The following is a 13,509-nucleotide window of genomic DNA, read 5'->3' as shown; positions in this document are numbered from 1 at the left end:
CTGCCGTGAACAAGCTGCAGCGGATATTGGGCCTGCGGGTACCCGAACGACTCAGGGACTACCTGAAGGAGGACTGGAGCGCATCCATCGGTGAGGATCTGCGGCCGATAGTGTTTGTCACTCATATGGAGCACCATAGCAACCATCTCAGCTGGCTGGAGACGATCGCCGACGTAGAGGTTATCCGGAGGGGGAAGACGGGAATGTGGACATGGAGCATTTCAGGCAACTGCTGCAGCAGTATCGCCGGCGGCCCAACAAAATTGCGGCGGTTACTGCCTGTTCCAATGTCACGGGCATTCAGACACCCTATAGGGAGGTCGCAAAACTCATTCATGCCGATGGCGGCTATTGCTTTGTCGATTTCTCCTCCTCTGCTCCCTATGTGGATATCGATATGAATCCGGCGGAAAGCGGTGCGTGGCTGGACGCGATCTATTTTTCGCCGCATAAATTCCTGGGCGGACCGGGTACGCCCGGTGTGCTGGTCTTTAAGAAAGCGCTGTACAGGAACGCCGTTCCCGACGGACCTGGCGGGGGCACCGTGCGGTATGCCAATCCCTGGGGAGAGCGGGAATATCTCGAAGATATCGAACAGCGGGAAGACGGGGGTACTCCTCCTTTTCTGCAGGGCATACGCGCGGCGATGTGCGTCCGGCTGAAGGAGGCGATGGGGGTAGACCGTATACAGGCCAGGGAAGAAGAGATGGTCAGGCTGGTGGCGGAAAGGCTTCGTGAAATAAAACAGATCACCGTATTGAAGGCGGCGTCACCAACCGCCTTGGTGTTTTTTCCTTTGTCGTCGAGGGCGCGCATTACAATCTGATCGTGCGTCTGCTGAATGACCGGTATGGTATTCAGACCAGGGGCGGGTGTTCGTGTGCGGGTCCGTATGGACATGTCCTGCTGGGTGTCGACCGGGAGCGGTCTCATGCGATACGCCGATCGGTACTTGCAGGTGGACTGTCGCAGAAGCCGGGCTGGGTGAGGCTGTCGTTGCACCCGACGATGACTAATGCGGAGATCGTCGATATCCTGATCGCTATCCGCGATACTGCGGCCAGTTTCCGGGAATGGGAGGCCGACTACTGCTATGACGCCGGATCCAATGAATTCAGATTCCGGGGAAACAGAGATGCAGAGGAGCAACAGGTCAGGGAGTGGTTCGAACGTTTTCGGTGTCCTCCATATGGCGTTCCGGCCGATAGTCCGCGGCCCTTGCACTGAGGTTCACGTTTTTGAGCGTTAGGCCATCGACGTGGCGGGTGTATAGTCCCCAGTGCGGGTAGTTCACCGAACATGGAGAATTCGGGATAGTCCGAGGGGTTTTCGGGTACGGGACGGGGGACACCTTCGGAGTTGGCGGAGCCAGGTTGGGAACTGCCGGAATGGGCTGAAGCTCCACCGGTATGTGGACCGTCACCCGGGTCTTTGCCGCCTCCGGGGTAAGAGACGGTAATATTCTCCAGCACCACGTCTTCGACGGGATGGCCGGGGAGGCCGGCGATGACTGCGGGGAATGCTGAATGAGAAAAGGTGAGCAGCGGACCTTCCATCGGATAGCCCTTGTCGGGTTTGCCGGCCGGGATCTGCGTGGTCAGGTTGCCGATATATACGCGTCGCAGCTTGCTGTAGACGGAGTCTTTATTGCGGTGTCCCAGTGCGGATGAGAATGGCGTTGCCGGTGTTGGTCGCGCGGATGTCGCGGATGTCGACGTCTTCGAGTCGTCCGCCATCGACGGCCTCGAGTGCGACGGCCGAGCGATAAGTGTCGTAAATACTGATGTCGCGGATGGTGACCCGCCAAAATCCGCCGCGGCTGGCTGTTCCGAATTTAATGGCGCTGGCGCTGGACCGGATCCGGCAGTGGGCGATATAGATATCCGAGCAGGAGTCGTTGCGGTCTTCGGACTTGAGGCAGATGCCGTCGTCGTCGGCGTTGAAGAAGCTGTTGGTGAGGCTTACTTTTTTACAGTCGACGATATCGATACCGTCGTTGTTCCAGAACGTGTTGCTTTCTACGCGGATGCTGTCGATGACGAGGCCGGTGCAGCTTTTGTAGTCCTGGACCCAGTCGAGGGCATTTTTCAGGGTGATCCCTTTTATGGTAATGTCGTTGCAGTGGTGGAAGAGGATGAGCTTTGGCCTGTTCTCTTCCGAGGGTCTTACCTGGCCCAGGGGTTAGGGGTTTGCCATTCGTTGTCGGCAATTTTCCCCGCCCGGATCTGCCGGTACAGGTCCGCGAGCAGGGCTTCTCCCTGTCCGTCGATGGTACCCGCGCCTTCGATGCCGATATGGCTTTGCCCGTCGGCTTTTATCAGCGGTTCTGCGTCGCCGGTACCATAGTCCAGCCGGTGGGTGCTGCCCAGCAGGACTGCGCCGGAAGACAGGTACAGGTGTACGTTGGAACCGGAGGGTAAGGACGCCTGTGACCCAGCGGCCGGGTGGCACGAGCACGGTGGCTCCGCCCCTCGAATTGGCCTGGTCGATGGCCTTTTGGATGGCGCGGGTGTTGTTGGTCTTGCAGTCGGCCACGGCGCCGTAGTCCTTAATATTGATGATATAGGAGGAGCCGATCTCGTTGCGGTAGTGCGCGTAGAGACGCTTTACGGTTGTGACCGGATCGCCGGAAGGCGATGTCGGGTAGGGGTGCTGTTCGTTGACCCAGTTCCATTCCCACTGCCGGATGTCCTTCTCAAAACCTGCAAAGTCGGGTGTTTTGCCGGCCGTCATGGCAGCGCGGAGGAAGGCGAAATATTTTTGCCAGCGGACATAGTAAAAATCTTTCAGCAGGCCACTCCACTGCCGGCAGGCGTATTCGTGGAGGGGGCTGTTGGCGTCACCCCAGAGGGTAATGAGGTCGCGGGCATTGCGTTCATAGACGGCCTGTTCTTCCTGTGTGGCGCCTTTTTTCCGTGCGTCAGCGAGCCGGGGCCGAGGAGAAAGTCTTTTTGAGTAGCGAGCAGCCGGTCGAGGTCGATGATCAGTCGCAGGTAACCGGCGGTGGCGAGGTCGAAGGAGACGGTGTCGTCCCCGCGGAAGGCCAGCACCCATTTCTTTTGGAGGACCGATGCGTAGTTGGCCAGTACCTGCCGGGTAAGGTCGACGAGGTCGAAGCGGAAGCCTTCCGTGGCGGGAATTTTAGCGGCTGATCTCACGAATTCGTCCCGGGCGGGGAGGAGGTCGGCAGGGGGATAGTTCAGGAGGGTGCGGGTCCAAACGGTAGTGGAGTCCAGCGTCGGCCGGCCTGTGACGATCGACTCGGCGCCGTCGCGGATCAGGCGCCCGTTGTAGGCCGTGTTTCGGAGGACGTCCCAGGCTTTTCCAGACCGGGGGAGTTGTAGCCATAACGGTTACGCATATATGACATCAGCCATTGACGAATGTCGATAGGGTCGGATCGCCAGGTATGCTGCATCGCCAGTTCGTAAATCACGGGATTGGTAGCGATGCCCTCCATCGTAAGGCCGATGCCCTCCATTTTGCCGGATGTGCTGTCGTGCAGCGCGAGGGCGGGGCCTGAAGCCACGCCGTCCATGCGGCCGAAGAGATTTGTGTTACCTCCGAAGTTGTTGAGCATATTCCAGACCCACGGTTTGCCGTAGAAAGCGTTTGTCCGTCGCCAGACCGGCTCGATCTCGGCGGCCAGGTCGAGGAGGACCATTTTGTCGTTGGGGACGGCGTCGAGCAGCGCCCTGGATCTGCGGAGCCTTCCAGAACTTCCGGTCGCTATAGAAGAGCCAGCCTTGCATGACCCAGACGGCGTGTGGGTCTGCCTGTTGCATGCCTTCAAAGATCTTTTTACTGAGTCCCGAGAGGAAGGCCGGGTCGTCGGAGGGAGGTTCGTTCTCGTTGAAGGTATCGGCGGAATGAGAAATGGTCGGTGCCGAAGAGGGCGGTCTGTTCCCGGAGGAAACGCTGGCCGATGTCGGCGAACAACGGGTCAGCGGCGTCGAGTAACCACGGTGTCCTTGAAGCCGTTCTTCCAGTTGGTGGATTTGCAGCGCGCCGACGGATAGCGGGAGGGGAAGGAGGCGGGGACGTGTCCGGTGAAGGCTGGCATCACCGGCGTCATTCCCAATTCTCTTTCCCGGGTCAGGATCTTTTTCTGCAATTCTTTTTGAGATTCCATCCAGTGCATGGACAGGGGGCCGCCCCAGCCGTCGAGGTTGCCCATCCAGAACCGAGGCGAAATAGGCGGGTCCGCTGAAGAAGTCCTTTAGTTCTTTGTCCGCAAAACCCATTTTGTGGTAGACCTGGTACCAGGTATATTCTTCACCGGTAATGGCCAGGGGCATGTTGATGCCGTGTAGGGCCATCCAGTCGATCTCCTGCTGCCAGCGGTCCCAGTCCCACCAGCTCATCGAGTAGTTGAACGTGCAATAGTTGAGATAATAGCGGTAGTGGTAGGGCGAGGTGCGCCGGATCGTTTTGGGGATGCGCGGCAGGGTCGCGGGGAGCCGTAGGTTACTGCCGTTCCAGGTGACCTGGCAGTGGCCGAATTCTGTGAGATAGAAATAAAGTGCCGAGGCGACGGCTACGCCGTTGTTGCCGCGGAGGATAATCTGGTTGCCCCTTGATTCGAGCTCGAAGCTGTCTTTTCCCGGGGCAGCGGCTCGACGATAAAGGCGCCGGCGCGCTGGGGCAGGATGCGTTGTATCAGTTGTCTGGAAGCGGAGAGGTAGGGCTGGGCTAAGCAGCCAGTGGCGATAAAGAGGAGGAAAGCGATAAGAAGATGGCGCATTTCGAATAGGGTTTATAAAAGAATCCCGGGCTTACATTGCAAAGGTAAGCCCGGGAAGGATTTGCTAATAACCAGTATTCTGCTTGAGGGCAGGATTTTTGGCAAGGGCGGATGTAGGGATGGGGAAGATGCGGTGGTTCTTGTCTGCATCGGTCTTGAATCCCCAGGCGTCTTCGAATTTTCCATAGCGGATCATGTCGTTGCGGTGCCAGCCTTCCCAGGCAAATTCGCGGTTTCTTTCATTATAGACGGAGTCCAAAAGTTACATTCGTCCAGGCGGCGGAAGTCGTGCGCTGGGCTCTCAGCTGGTTGGCGCAGGGACAGGGCGTCCTGGCCGAGGGTTACCGATCCTCCGCGTAGAATAGCCTCCGCTTTCATTAGCAGGATATCTCGAATAGCGGAATACCGGAATGTCGTTATTCTGGTTTCTGCTGGTGGACGTCGAGTCGGGATAGAACTTGATATTGCGGTAGCCCATATTCCAGCCGATCTCGTCGTTGCCGACATCGAACTTGGAAGCATCATAGCGGAGGACGATATCAGGTGTAAGGTTGAGCTGATAAGTGTAGGACGCTGAGCCGTCAGACCCGGAATAGGTAAAGTCATATCCGCTCTTGGTAGTGGTGATCGTGATCGGGCGTGACTCCGTCGTGCTGGATACTGCAGACCGGTCAGCCATTGCCGGTTGCCGGATGCCGCCGGGGTCGTTGAAATTCTTACTAGAATGACGCGAGAGTGGAGGCCGGCGCGCCGGTAGTATAGGGCAGGCTGAAGAAGCTGCTAGCCGCCTGCGCCTGCCGCGACCTTGCCCATGGAGCGCGGGACGTCGTAGCGGGCATGGATATCGACACAGCGGAAAGGCCAGCCGGAGGTACCAAAGGTGCTGGTCATGGCCGGATCATAGGGGATAGCAAAAATGAACTCCTTGCAGGAAGGGCCATTTGTCGGAGCGAACTGGGCAAAATAATTATTCATAGGCTGAAGGGAGTAGGCGCCGGACTCGATCACGTTGTCGCAGGCGGCAGATGCAGTCGTTGTAGCGGCCGGTTCCGGTATAGTATTCGGCGTTGAGATACAACTTGGCCGGGAGGGCGTACGCCATATATTTGTTAGGCCGGCCATACTGGCTTGCGCTTAGGCTGGTGTTGAGATCGGGCAAAGGCGGCCCTGACCTCCGATTCGATGAAGCTGAAGACCTGGGCTCTCGGCGTATTGGCCTTCGGCGCAAAGTCGCCGTAGGTCGTATCGATTGGGACATTGCCGTAGTTGTCCATCAGGAAAAAATAGGCCGTGGCGCGAACCAATCTGGTCTCGGCGACCCACGGGCGCTTGGTAGCGTCAGTGCCGGCGGCCGTCTTCAGGATCGAAAGTGTCTGGTTGGCTACACCGATGATGGTCGAGCACCATGTCCAGTTGCCATTGACGTACCCGTTGTCCGCATTCCGAGGAATGGTAGTGCATCTGCTGGTTCTGGGCGCCGTCGAACCAGTTGCCGCCTCTGGCGGGCATTATGCCTTCGTCGGTGCTGTAGGTCTGCTGGAAGAAGTATTCGACGGCGTAATTGCCCCGCAGAACGACGTACATCGGGCCGACGACCGAAGGATACTGGGTGGTGTCGGCCGGGAAGGCGCCCGGCGCCAGTTCGGAGGTGACCGCTTCGTTGAGCTTGTGGCAGGAGGTGACGAGCGTCACCGCCAGCAAGGGGAAGAGAATGTATCGCAATATTTTTTTCATATACATGAGTTTTTGTCGTTTGGATTAAAAGGAGGCGTTCAGGCCGATGAGGAACTGGCGTGTCTTGGGGTAGAAGTTATTGTAGTCTACGCCCGGAGAGATGCCGCCCTGGTTGATCTCGGGATCGGTCCCTTTGTAGCTGGTGATGACAAAGAGGTTATTTACGGAAGCGTATAGCCGCAGCGATTTGATGTACTCCCCGATGCCATTGAAATTGTACCCCAGTGTCGCGTTGTCGAACCGCAGATAGGAACCGCTTTCGATAAAACGGGACGAATAAGTATAGGCCGTGGCGTTCGTGATCGATTCGCCGGCCACCTCTTTGAGAATATTGGTATACTGAGCGGTTGTCGGACGGAAGAGGTCGGCGCGTGTTGCATTGAATATCTTGTTGCCCAGGACGCCCCTGAGGAAGACGTTCAGGTCGAACCGGCGGTAACGGAATTTGTTGGCCCAGCCAAACAGCAGCCTGGGCTGCGCGTCACCGAGATAGTGGTAGTCGACGCCGATCTCCGGAGCCGTGATCAGCTTGCCGGTTCCGGATATGTATTGCGAAACGCCATTGGGGTCCTTGCCTGCGTATTGCGGCGTAAAGAACTGGCCGAGAGGTTTGCCTGCTTTCAGTATTTGGAGGGTGCTGCCGGACTGGCCTCCGCCTTCGGGATCAGAAAGCCGAACAGAGTCGCCTCCCGAGAAAAGCGGGTTGGTGAGGCTGGTGATCTTGTTAGTATTGTGTGCAAGATTCAGGCTTGACGACCATCCGAAGTCGTGCCTGTCGACTATATTGGCGGATACGCCAAGCTCGATCCCCTTGTTATTCATGCTGCCGCCATTGGCAGTGATCGAACCGGCGGGGACAAGGATAGGATCGACGGCGTAGTTGTAGATCATGCCGGTCGTATTCTTGTTATAGAGATCGAGGACGACGGACAGCCTGTTGTTGAGGAAGCCAAGGTCGGCGCCGATATTGGTGGTGGACGTTTTTTCCCAGCGAAGATTGGAATTGGCAGCCTGGATGGGCCCATAGGCTGATATGTTCGAGCCGTTATAATAGAAGGTCCCGTTGTTGCCCGAAAGGAATTGGGACGTATAGGCGTTGAAGCCCGTGGAATTACCCGTGACGCCATAGCTGCCTCTCAGCTTGAAGTCGCTGAAGAGCCGGCTGCTGTGCATAAAGTTCTCCTGGCTTAGCGCCATGCGGCGCCGACGGAAGGGAAATAACCCCACTGGTGGTCGGTCCCGAATACCGAGCTGCCGTCGCGGCGAATGGAAGCCTGCAGAAGGTATTTGTCCATATAGTTATAGTTCACCCTGCCAAAATCGGAGATCAGGCGGGTCTTGTAATAGACGCCGTCGGGGCCGAAGCTGACGTTCCAGTTGGAGATGCCGTAGGGGTTGCTTAGCGCCAGGTTGTTGTAGCTGATGCTGTTGACAGGGAAGTTGGCCGTTGTGACCGTAAAGCCTTCGTTCGTCGTCTGGTCCTGCCAGGAATAGCCGGCAACGGCGTTGATGCTGTGGTCGCCAAACTTCCTGTCCCAGGTCAGGAAGCTCTCTATGACTCTTGTGGTGGTCTTGTAAGAAGAACGGGTGGCCTGTCCGCCGCTGCCAAATGTTTGGGGCAGGTGGAAGGTCTGGCCTGGATCGGGATTGTTGTACATACCGTTGTAATTGCCGGTATAGTAGCTGTCCAGGTATACACCCTGCAGGCTGGAATAGTCCTGGTAGGAGACGTTGAGGTCATATTTCAGGCCGAAGGGCAGCTTCACCTGGGTGAAAAAGCTTGCTGCGAGATTATTGTACTTGGTATTCAGCTGGCTATGGTCCATCATTGCCACAGGGTTCATATAGTTCTGGTGGTTGAAGTTCTCGAAGTAGCTGCCATCGGCGTTGCGAATGGGTGAAACAGGGAGATAGAGGGCGGATTCCAGCAAGACCGTATTGCGAAAGGGAATATCGTCCGCGCTGCTGACTGAGTTGGTGACATTAAAGCCAAAGCGTACTTTGTCTTTTATCGCGTATTGCTCGATGGCCAGTCGGCCGATGACGCGCTGCAGCGAGCTGCCGCGGAGAATACCCTGTTTGTCGGCGTAGTTGAGGCTGGCGATATAGTTGCTGTGGTCGGTGCCTCCACTGACAGAGATGTTGTGGTTGGTGGAGTAAGCTGAGCTCCTTTCGACCGCCTTCTGCCAGTTGGTGCTGGCGCCTTTGTCGTCCGCGGGCGTGAAGGCGAGGTTGTTCTTTGTCACGAATGACCTCAGCTCAGACGCATCCATTACCTTTAATTCGCTGGACACTTTTTCGAGCCCTGCATAACCCCCATAGGAAACCTGCGCCAGGCCGGCCTTACCTTTCCTTGTAGAGACCATGATCACACCGTTGGCGGCTCGATTGCCATAAATGGCCGAGGCGGCGGCGTCCTTGAGGATATCGATCGTTACGATATCGTTGGGGGCGATCAGGGAGATATCGGCGCCGGGGACCCCGTCTATGACGTAGTAGGGGGTTTGCGAACTGTTGATGGTGGAAGCGCCTCTGAGGACGACGGCGGCTGGGGTATTGGGGTCGCCGTTGGCGGTGATATTCAGGCCGGGGACCTTACCCTGCAGCAGCGCTGGCCGACGTCGGTGATGGCGCCGGCATTGAGGTCTTCTTTTTTACTGTGCTGATGGCGCTGGACAGGTTTTTCCTTGTCTGGCGGCCGTAGCCGATGACGGCTATTTCGTTGAGCGACGAGTTGGACTCCGTCAGGCTTACTTCCACGGACTCCTGGTCGGTGATCTTTATCTCGCGCGGGTCGTAGCCGACATAGGAGACGAGGATCGTCTCTCCCTTGTTGACGGACAGGGTGAACTCGCCTTTGTCATCGGTTGCCGTACCCTTTTTGGCGCCCTTTATGGTGACGCTGACACCTGCGAGCGGTTTGCCGGTTGCCGTCGTGACCTTGCCATGGACAATGATGGGTGGCACGGGGGCCGGTTCGGGCGTCAGCCGGGGCTTGATCACCACGGTCTGTTCCACGATAGAGTAGTCGAAGGGCTGGTCCTGGAAGCATTTGCGGAGCGCTTCCTCGAGTGTGGCGTTCTTGAGGTCGACCGTCACTTTGGTAGCCTTGTCCAGCTGTTTGGTGTTGTACCAGAAAGAATAGCCACTTTGGCGGTGGATCTCCCGGAAGACCTTCTCCAGCGGAGCTTCTTTTACGGAGATGGAGATCTTCTGGGCATGCCCTGTGGCGGCTACCTGGAGACAGGCTGTGAGGATCAGGAATGCCGTCAATTTCATAACAAGCAAGATTTTGGTTAGAAACCGGGCAGGATTGGCCACAGGGGGGTGAGGCCTTCCGGACCCGATTTTGCAGAAAGCAGTCGGATTCATAAATTTGATCGTTTGGGTTAACAAATAAGCAGTGCTAGAACGTGTTGTTTATCTTGACCCGACATCCACCGGGAGACGGGCCAACGTCCCCGGTTTTTTTTGTCTTGTCAAAGCTCTTACCGGACATTTTAATGTCCCAAATTCAATTCGAACGGATAATGATCTTTTTATTTTCGGCCAGCAGCTGAACGCCGCTGATGTTCATGATCTTCAGAACGCCGGCCAGACTGGTTCTCCGGGAGAAGCGGCCACTGAACTGGTCTGCGGGTACCGGTCCCTGATAGACGATGTCCACGTCGTACCAGCGGGAGATCTGCCGCATGACCGTCCCGATGTCCGCGTGGTCAAATTCGAAGGCTCCTTCTTTCCATGCGATGGTCTGGTCGGGGTCGGAGACGGGCAGCGTCCGCATGTCGCCGGCGGCGGCGAGTACGGCCTGCTGGGCGGGTCTGAGGGTGACGGAGGCAGCCGGAGTGACCACCCGGACCGCGCCGTCGAGGAGGGTAGTCTTCAGGGCGGGCTCGTCGGTGTAAGCATTTATGTTGAACTGCGTGCCCAGCACCTCTATTTCCGTGGCGGACCTGACAAATCCCTTAACGGCGACCCGGAAGGGCATCTCCGGATTGCGGGCGACGTCGAAGTATGCTTCGCCGGAGACCTCGACCCTTCTTTCTTTCCCGGAAAAAGCGGTGGGATAGCGGATGGAGGAGCCGGCATTCAGCCAGACCTGTGTGCCGTCCTGCAGCGTCAGCCGGTATTGGCCGCCTTTTGGCGTGGAAAGGATATTATAGGTCTTTTCTTCGGGGGGAGTGGTGGCGGTATAGGTGATGCGCCCGTCTCCGGTCTTGCTGATCCGGGCGCTGCCCTGGGTGGCGAGGCGGCCGGTGGCGGCGTCGTCCAGCTGAATGGAGGAACCGTCTGCCAGGGTGAGCGTGGCTTTGTCAGAGCCAGGAGGGAGGTCCATGTGAGCCGGTACAACTGGGGTTGAAGCTGTTGTGGCCGTGCTGTGCCCGTTGCCTCTGGTGAAGTACCAGCCTCCAGCGGCCAGCAGGATGATCGCCGCGGCGGCGGCGGCCGGTCTGAGGAAGCCCAGTTTTCTTACAGGAGAGGTGCTTTGACCCAGCTGCTGCCGGATGCTGCTGAGCATGTCCTGCTGCAGCAAGTGGAAGAGCCGGGCCTGGTCGGGGTCCAGCTCGAGCTGAGTATCGTCGAAGCTGTCGTACCAGTTGAACAGAAATATCCTTTCTTCCGGACTGATAGTCCCGTCCATCCATTTTTGGCTCAGTTCGCGGATCTTTTCGGAATATGGCAAGTCAGTCATTAGCCGCTATTTTATATATAGCGCTCCGGGGGATGCCGATCCCTTAGTCCGACGAAAATAATTTTATTTAGAGGAAGAAAGTAAAAAAGTGGGAGAGTCCGAGGCGGAGTTTGCGGAGGGCGGAGGCGAGGTGTGCTTCAACTGTTTTTTCGGCGATCCTGAGTTCGGCGGCGATCTGTTTTTGCGAATAGCCTTTTTCGCGGCTGAGGCGGTATACGATGCGGCATTTTTCGGGGAGTTCCTTTACGAGGGCGGCCAGCTGGGACTGAAGTTCGTTGGCTTTCAGCTGATCGACGGTGTCGTTGGCGGCTTCCTCCCAGTTCTGGATGGCCTGTTGCTGGTAGCGCTGTTGCCTGTTCTTTGCCGCGAAGCGTTTGTAGACCTCGAATTTTACCGCCGATGCCAGATAGGTGTTGAGGGAGGTTTCGATCTCCAGGCCGGCCCTTCTTTTCCAGAGACCGCAGAATATGTCCTGGACTATTTCCCGGGCTTCCTCGAGGTTGCCCAGACGGTGCATAGCAGTCACCAGCATCTTGTCCCAGTATCGCTGGTAGATCGTGGTAAAAGCCCGTTCGTCGTCCTGGCGTAACAGGTGAACCAGGTCCTGGTCAGTATATGGCTCGTAAATCGGCATTGGCAACAACTGACAGTAAAAATATGAAAAAGTTTAAATTTATTTTATTTGAACTTTTCGTCGCTCAGTGGCTCCAGTCGAAACTGACGACTCTGCCGTTGAGCCTCCATTTTTCGGGATGGCTGTTTGTCATCCAGTCGAGCGGCTCTCCGGTGGGTTGTTTTTTCGCGGCCATCGCAAAGCATTTTTTGATGTATTCCTTCTGTTCGGGGCCGGTGGCCTCGGGCTGGGCGGAAATGAACAGGGGTGCGCCGCTTTCCGCCAGCAACTGCATCCACTGCCTGTTGAGCCGCCAGGGTATCTGAGTGGTAAGGCCGACGCAGTCGCCGTCGACGGCATAAAAGGCGTTGTGCTGCGGCAGGCGGAACCCCATGGTATTGACGCCCATTTTGACGACCCTGTCCCATTCGCGGCCGCTGGTATCGTCGCCGATGCGGTTCAGCTCGAAGACGCCTGCCGACAAATGGCTCACCGTATTGCACCCGATGAGGTACATGTCTCCCGCCGCCTCGCGGATGGTAGCGTAGAGCCGGCCTATGATTTCGGCATTGGTCTTTGAACGGTCGCTGAAGCTCCATCCTTCCGAGGTTATCCCGTCCCCCATCTGCGATCCCCATCGTCCAAAAAGGTCCCAGGTGCTGTAGTCGTGTTTCACCATGCGGAATCCCCAGTCTTTGTACAGCCCGATCGTCTGCGCGATCCGCCGGAGGTTCTCCGGCTGTGTCGGGTCGAGATAGCGTTCCTGGCCGGGTTTGCCTCTTGATATCAGTCGTGCCGGCGGGTCGCCCGCATTCGCCAGGAGAGGGCGGGTCCACAATCCTGGATGCATGCCGAGGCGTTTTATTTCCGCAGCAACTTTCGACATGTCGCCGAACTTCGAATTGGATCTGGTAAACACGGAGCCGTCCTCCCAGCCGTCGTCGATCACCGAAAAAGGCCGGTTGTCGTTGTCGCCCGCCAGTTCGGCCATGGCAGCGGTCGTGGAAAGGATGAGCTCTTTAGAGTTCTTCCCATAGGCAAAATACCAGTCGTTGATGCCGTAAACCGGCTTCGCCGGAAGTCTCGGCAATCCGCACATCATTTTGCAGAAACGTTCTTCGGTATGGAATGGAGACTCGCCGGGGAGGCTCTGTGTCGCAACCAGGTACGCGGCATCCAGAACACGGTCGCCGAGTTCGACGCCCATTCCGCCCGAATGGAGGTCCAGTACGAGGCTTAGTTCTCCGGGGGCGGCCTGCCAGAAGCAGAGGGAATTCGCGCCCGTCCTTACTCCAAATGCGTGTGTTTGCTTTTCGTCGCTGACCAGCATATACCAGGGCGCTCTGGCGGATGGTGCGTTCAGCCATGCGAGGTCGCCGTAGCTGCGTTCCCATGCGTCGCCTGTATAGCTGGCATTGGCGGGGAATACTTTTTTCCAGGTCAGCCGGATCTGCTGCAGCGCGATGGCCGGCGCGTGCAGGCGGACCTTCATGGCGTCGTCATCCCGCCGGAGGTCTACACTGAGTCCGCCCAGGGACCAGCGGTCGTCGCGTCCGCCGAGGGGCTGCCGGGCGCCTTCGCGCCAGACCGCAACCGCCGAAGGAAACTGAAGACCCCAGGCGGGTCCGCCAGATGCGGACTCTGCGTGTACTGGTAGCCGTTGGGATAAGAGCGCAGCGGCCGAGAAGCCGGTTAGCCGGAGGAAATTTCTTCTTTGCATATACA

General features: G+C 57.5%; 20 protein-coding genes and 3 pseudogenes. 3 read left to right on the top strand and 20 right to left on the bottom strand.

Annotated elements, in window-relative coordinates; all coding sequences use genetic code 11:
• Positions 1-211 precede the first annotated feature (211 nt).
• From ACQ86N_RS21565 to ACQ86N_RS21555, 3 genes are all read left to right on the top strand, one after another.
• The gene (locus tag ACQ86N_RS21565) at positions 212-826 is read left to right on the top strand and encodes an aminotransferase class V-fold PLP-dependent enzyme (protein WP_431216908.1); all 615 of its coding nucleotides are present in this window, start codon (positions 212-214) and stop codon (positions 824-826) included.
• Between the two features lie 2 nt (positions 827-828).
• Complete coding sequence (locus tag ACQ86N_RS21560; RefSeq protein WP_431216907.1) at positions 829-1,227, top strand: hypothetical protein; 399 nt, start codon at positions 829-831, stop codon at positions 1,225-1,227.
• A gap of 299 nt (positions 1,228-1,526) precedes the next feature.
• Positions 1,527-1,670, top strand: coding sequence for a hypothetical protein (locus ACQ86N_RS21555; RefSeq protein WP_431216906.1), 144 nt, complete (start codon positions 1,527-1,529; stop codon positions 1,668-1,670).
• Here the strand turns inward: ACQ86N_RS21555 and ACQ86N_RS21550 are convergent.
• From ACQ86N_RS21550 to ACQ86N_RS21455, 20 genes and pseudogenes are all read right to left on the bottom strand, one after another.
• Entirely contained in the window at positions 1,645-2,106 is a 462-nt protein-coding gene (locus ACQ86N_RS21550; protein WP_431217535.1) for a glycosyl hydrolase family 28 protein, read from the bottom strand. The two genes, ACQ86N_RS21555 and ACQ86N_RS21550, sit on opposite strands and share 26 nt — an antisense overlap.
• Positions 2,107-2,181: 75 nt before the next feature.
• Positions 2,182-2,553, bottom strand: coding sequence for a glycosyl hydrolase family 28-related protein (locus tag ACQ86N_RS21545; protein ID WP_431217534.1), 372 nt, complete (start codon positions 2,551-2,553; stop codon positions 2,182-2,184).
• Positions 2,554-2,652: 99 nt separating this feature from the next.
• Positions 2,653-2,868, bottom strand: a pseudogene (locus ACQ86N_RS21540) (alpha-N-acetylglucosaminidase C-terminal domain-containing protein); the annotation flags it as partial.
• Positions 2,787-3,278, bottom strand: coding sequence for an alpha-N-acetylglucosaminidase C-terminal domain-containing protein (locus ACQ86N_RS21535; protein WP_431217533.1), 492 nt, complete (start codon positions 3,276-3,278; stop codon positions 2,787-2,789). The gene ACQ86N_RS21535 and the pseudogene ACQ86N_RS21540, both read right to left, overlap by 82 nt.
• Positions 3,278-3,664, bottom strand: a complete 387-nt coding sequence (locus ACQ86N_RS21530) for an alpha-N-acetylglucosaminidase TIM-barrel domain-containing protein (RefSeq protein ID WP_431216905.1) — start codon at positions 3,662-3,664, stop codon at positions 3,278-3,280. Before ACQ86N_RS21530 ends, ACQ86N_RS21535 begins: the two co-directional genes overlap by 1 nt.
• Positions 3,558-4,364, bottom strand: coding sequence for an alpha-N-acetylglucosaminidase TIM-barrel domain-containing protein (locus ACQ86N_RS21525; RefSeq protein ID WP_431216904.1), 807 nt, complete (start codon positions 4,362-4,364; stop codon positions 3,558-3,560). Before ACQ86N_RS21525 ends, ACQ86N_RS21530 begins: the two co-directional genes overlap by 107 nt.
• Positions 4,365-4,502: 138 nt before the next feature.
• Positions 4,503-4,562 (bottom strand): annotated as a pseudogene (locus ACQ86N_RS21520) (hypothetical protein); the annotation flags it as partial.
• Complete coding sequence (locus ACQ86N_RS21515) at positions 4,538-4,744, bottom strand: hypothetical protein (protein ID WP_431216903.1); 207 nt, start codon at positions 4,742-4,744, stop codon at positions 4,538-4,540. The pseudogene ACQ86N_RS21520 and the gene ACQ86N_RS21515, both read right to left, overlap by 25 nt.
• 64 nt (positions 4,745-4,808) lie before the next feature.
• The gene (locus ACQ86N_RS21510; protein ID WP_431216902.1) at positions 4,809-5,003 is read right to left on the bottom strand and encodes a RagB/SusD family nutrient uptake outer membrane protein; all 195 of its coding nucleotides are present in this window, start codon (positions 5,001-5,003) and stop codon (positions 4,809-4,811) included.
• A 42-nt stretch (positions 5,004-5,045) separates the two neighbouring features.
• Positions 5,046-5,423, bottom strand: a complete 378-nt coding sequence (locus ACQ86N_RS21505) for a hypothetical protein (RefSeq protein WP_431216901.1) — start codon at positions 5,421-5,423, stop codon at positions 5,046-5,048.
• Between the two features lie 101 nt (positions 5,424-5,524).
• Positions 5,525-5,752: a hypothetical protein gene (locus ACQ86N_RS21500; protein ID WP_431216900.1), complete on the bottom strand. Its 228-nt coding sequence runs from the start codon at positions 5,750-5,752 to the stop codon at positions 5,525-5,527.
• 101 nt (positions 5,753-5,853) lie between these two features.
• Positions 5,854-6,135 (bottom strand): RagB/SusD family nutrient uptake outer membrane protein, encoded by a 282-nt coding sequence (locus ACQ86N_RS21495; protein ID WP_431217532.1) that lies wholly within the window; start codon positions 6,133-6,135, stop codon positions 5,854-5,856.
• The gene (locus tag ACQ86N_RS21490; protein ID WP_431216899.1) at positions 6,083-6,478 is read right to left on the bottom strand and encodes a hypothetical protein; all 396 of its coding nucleotides are present in this window, start codon (positions 6,476-6,478) and stop codon (positions 6,083-6,085) included. Before ACQ86N_RS21490 ends, ACQ86N_RS21495 begins: the two co-directional genes overlap by 53 nt.
• A 24-nt stretch (positions 6,479-6,502) precedes the next feature.
• Positions 6,503-7,651: a TonB-dependent receptor domain-containing protein gene (locus ACQ86N_RS21485; protein ID WP_431216898.1), complete on the bottom strand. Its 1,149-nt coding sequence runs from the start codon at positions 7,649-7,651 to the stop codon at positions 6,503-6,505.
• A gap of 14 nt (positions 7,652-7,665) precedes the next feature.
• Positions 7,666-8,844, bottom strand: coding sequence for a hypothetical protein (locus ACQ86N_RS21480; RefSeq protein ID WP_431216897.1), 1,179 nt, complete (start codon positions 8,842-8,844; stop codon positions 7,666-7,668).
• Between the two features lie 27 nt (positions 8,845-8,871).
• Positions 8,872-9,057: pseudogene (locus tag ACQ86N_RS21475) on the bottom strand (TonB-dependent receptor plug domain-containing protein); the annotation flags it as partial.
• 16 nt (positions 9,058-9,073) lie between these two features.
• Positions 9,074-9,757: a carboxypeptidase-like regulatory domain-containing protein gene (locus ACQ86N_RS21470; RefSeq protein ID WP_431216896.1), complete on the bottom strand. Its 684-nt coding sequence runs from the start codon at positions 9,755-9,757 to the stop codon at positions 9,074-9,076.
• Positions 9,758-9,992: 235 nt separating this feature from the next.
• The gene (locus ACQ86N_RS21465; RefSeq protein WP_431216895.1) at positions 9,993-11,171 is read right to left on the bottom strand and encodes a FecR family protein; all 1,179 of its coding nucleotides are present in this window, start codon (positions 11,169-11,171) and stop codon (positions 9,993-9,995) included.
• Between the two features lie 67 nt (positions 11,172-11,238).
• Positions 11,239-11,805, bottom strand: a complete 567-nt coding sequence (locus tag ACQ86N_RS21460) for an RNA polymerase sigma factor (protein ID WP_431216894.1) — start codon at positions 11,803-11,805, stop codon at positions 11,239-11,241.
• A gap of 64 nt (positions 11,806-11,869) precedes the next feature.
• Positions 11,870-13,504 (bottom strand): hypothetical protein, encoded by a 1,635-nt coding sequence (locus ACQ86N_RS21455; RefSeq protein ID WP_431216893.1) that lies wholly within the window; start codon positions 13,502-13,504, stop codon positions 11,870-11,872.
• Between the last annotated feature and the right edge of the window lie 5 nt (positions 13,505-13,509).

The organism is Puia sp. P3 (assembly GCF_050632245.1).
Classification (GTDB): domain Bacteria; phylum Bacteroidota; class Bacteroidia; order Chitinophagales; family Chitinophagaceae; genus Puia.
This window is presented reverse-complemented; position numbering and strand designations above follow the sequence as displayed.

Coding starts and splice junctions, on each gene's coding strand:
- ACQ86N_RS21555 (WP_431216906.1), top strand. CDS start 1,527: ATGAGAAAAGGTGAGCAGCGGACCTTCCATCGGATAGCCCTTGTCGGG.
- ACQ86N_RS21460 (WP_431216894.1), bottom strand. CDS start 11,805: ATGCCGATTTACGAGCCATATACTGACCAGGACCTGGTTCACCTGTTA.
- ACQ86N_RS21525 (WP_431216904.1), bottom strand. CDS start 4,364: ATGAGCTGGTGGGACTGGGACCGCTGGCAGCAGGAGATCGACTGGATG.
- ACQ86N_RS21515 (WP_431216903.1), bottom strand. CDS start 4,744: ATGCGCCATCTTCTTATCGCTTTCCTCCTCTTTATCGCCACTGGCTGC.
- ACQ86N_RS21480 (WP_431216897.1), bottom strand. CDS start 8,844: ATGGTCTCTACAAGGAAAGGTAAGGCCGGCCTGGCGCAGGTTTCCTAT.
- ACQ86N_RS21455 (WP_431216893.1), bottom strand. CDS start 13,504: ATGCAAAGAAGAAATTTCCTCCGGCTAACCGGCTTCTCGGCCGCTGCG.
- ACQ86N_RS21465 (WP_431216895.1), bottom strand. CDS start 11,171: ATGACTGACTTGCCATATTCCGAAAAGATCCGCGAACTGAGCCAAAAA.
- ACQ86N_RS21490 (WP_431216899.1), bottom strand. CDS start 6,478: ATGAAAAAAATATTGCGATACATTCTCTTCCCCTTGCTGGCGGTGACG.
- ACQ86N_RS21505 (WP_431216901.1), bottom strand. CDS start 5,423: ATGGCTGACCGGTCTGCAGTATCCAGCACGACGGAGTCACGCCCGATC.
- ACQ86N_RS21530 (WP_431216905.1), bottom strand. CDS start 3,664: ATGGTCCTCCTCGACCTGGCCGCCGAGATCGAGCCGGTCTGGCGACGG.
- ACQ86N_RS21485 (WP_431216898.1), bottom strand. CDS start 7,651: ATGCACAGCAGCCGGCTCTTCAGCGACTTCAAGCTGAGAGGCAGCTAT.
- ACQ86N_RS21565 (WP_431216908.1), top strand. CDS start 212: ATGGAGCATTTCAGGCAACTGCTGCAGCAGTATCGCCGGCGGCCCAAC.
- ACQ86N_RS21470 (WP_431216896.1), bottom strand. CDS start 9,757: ATGAAATTGACGGCATTCCTGATCCTCACAGCCTGTCTCCAGGTAGCC.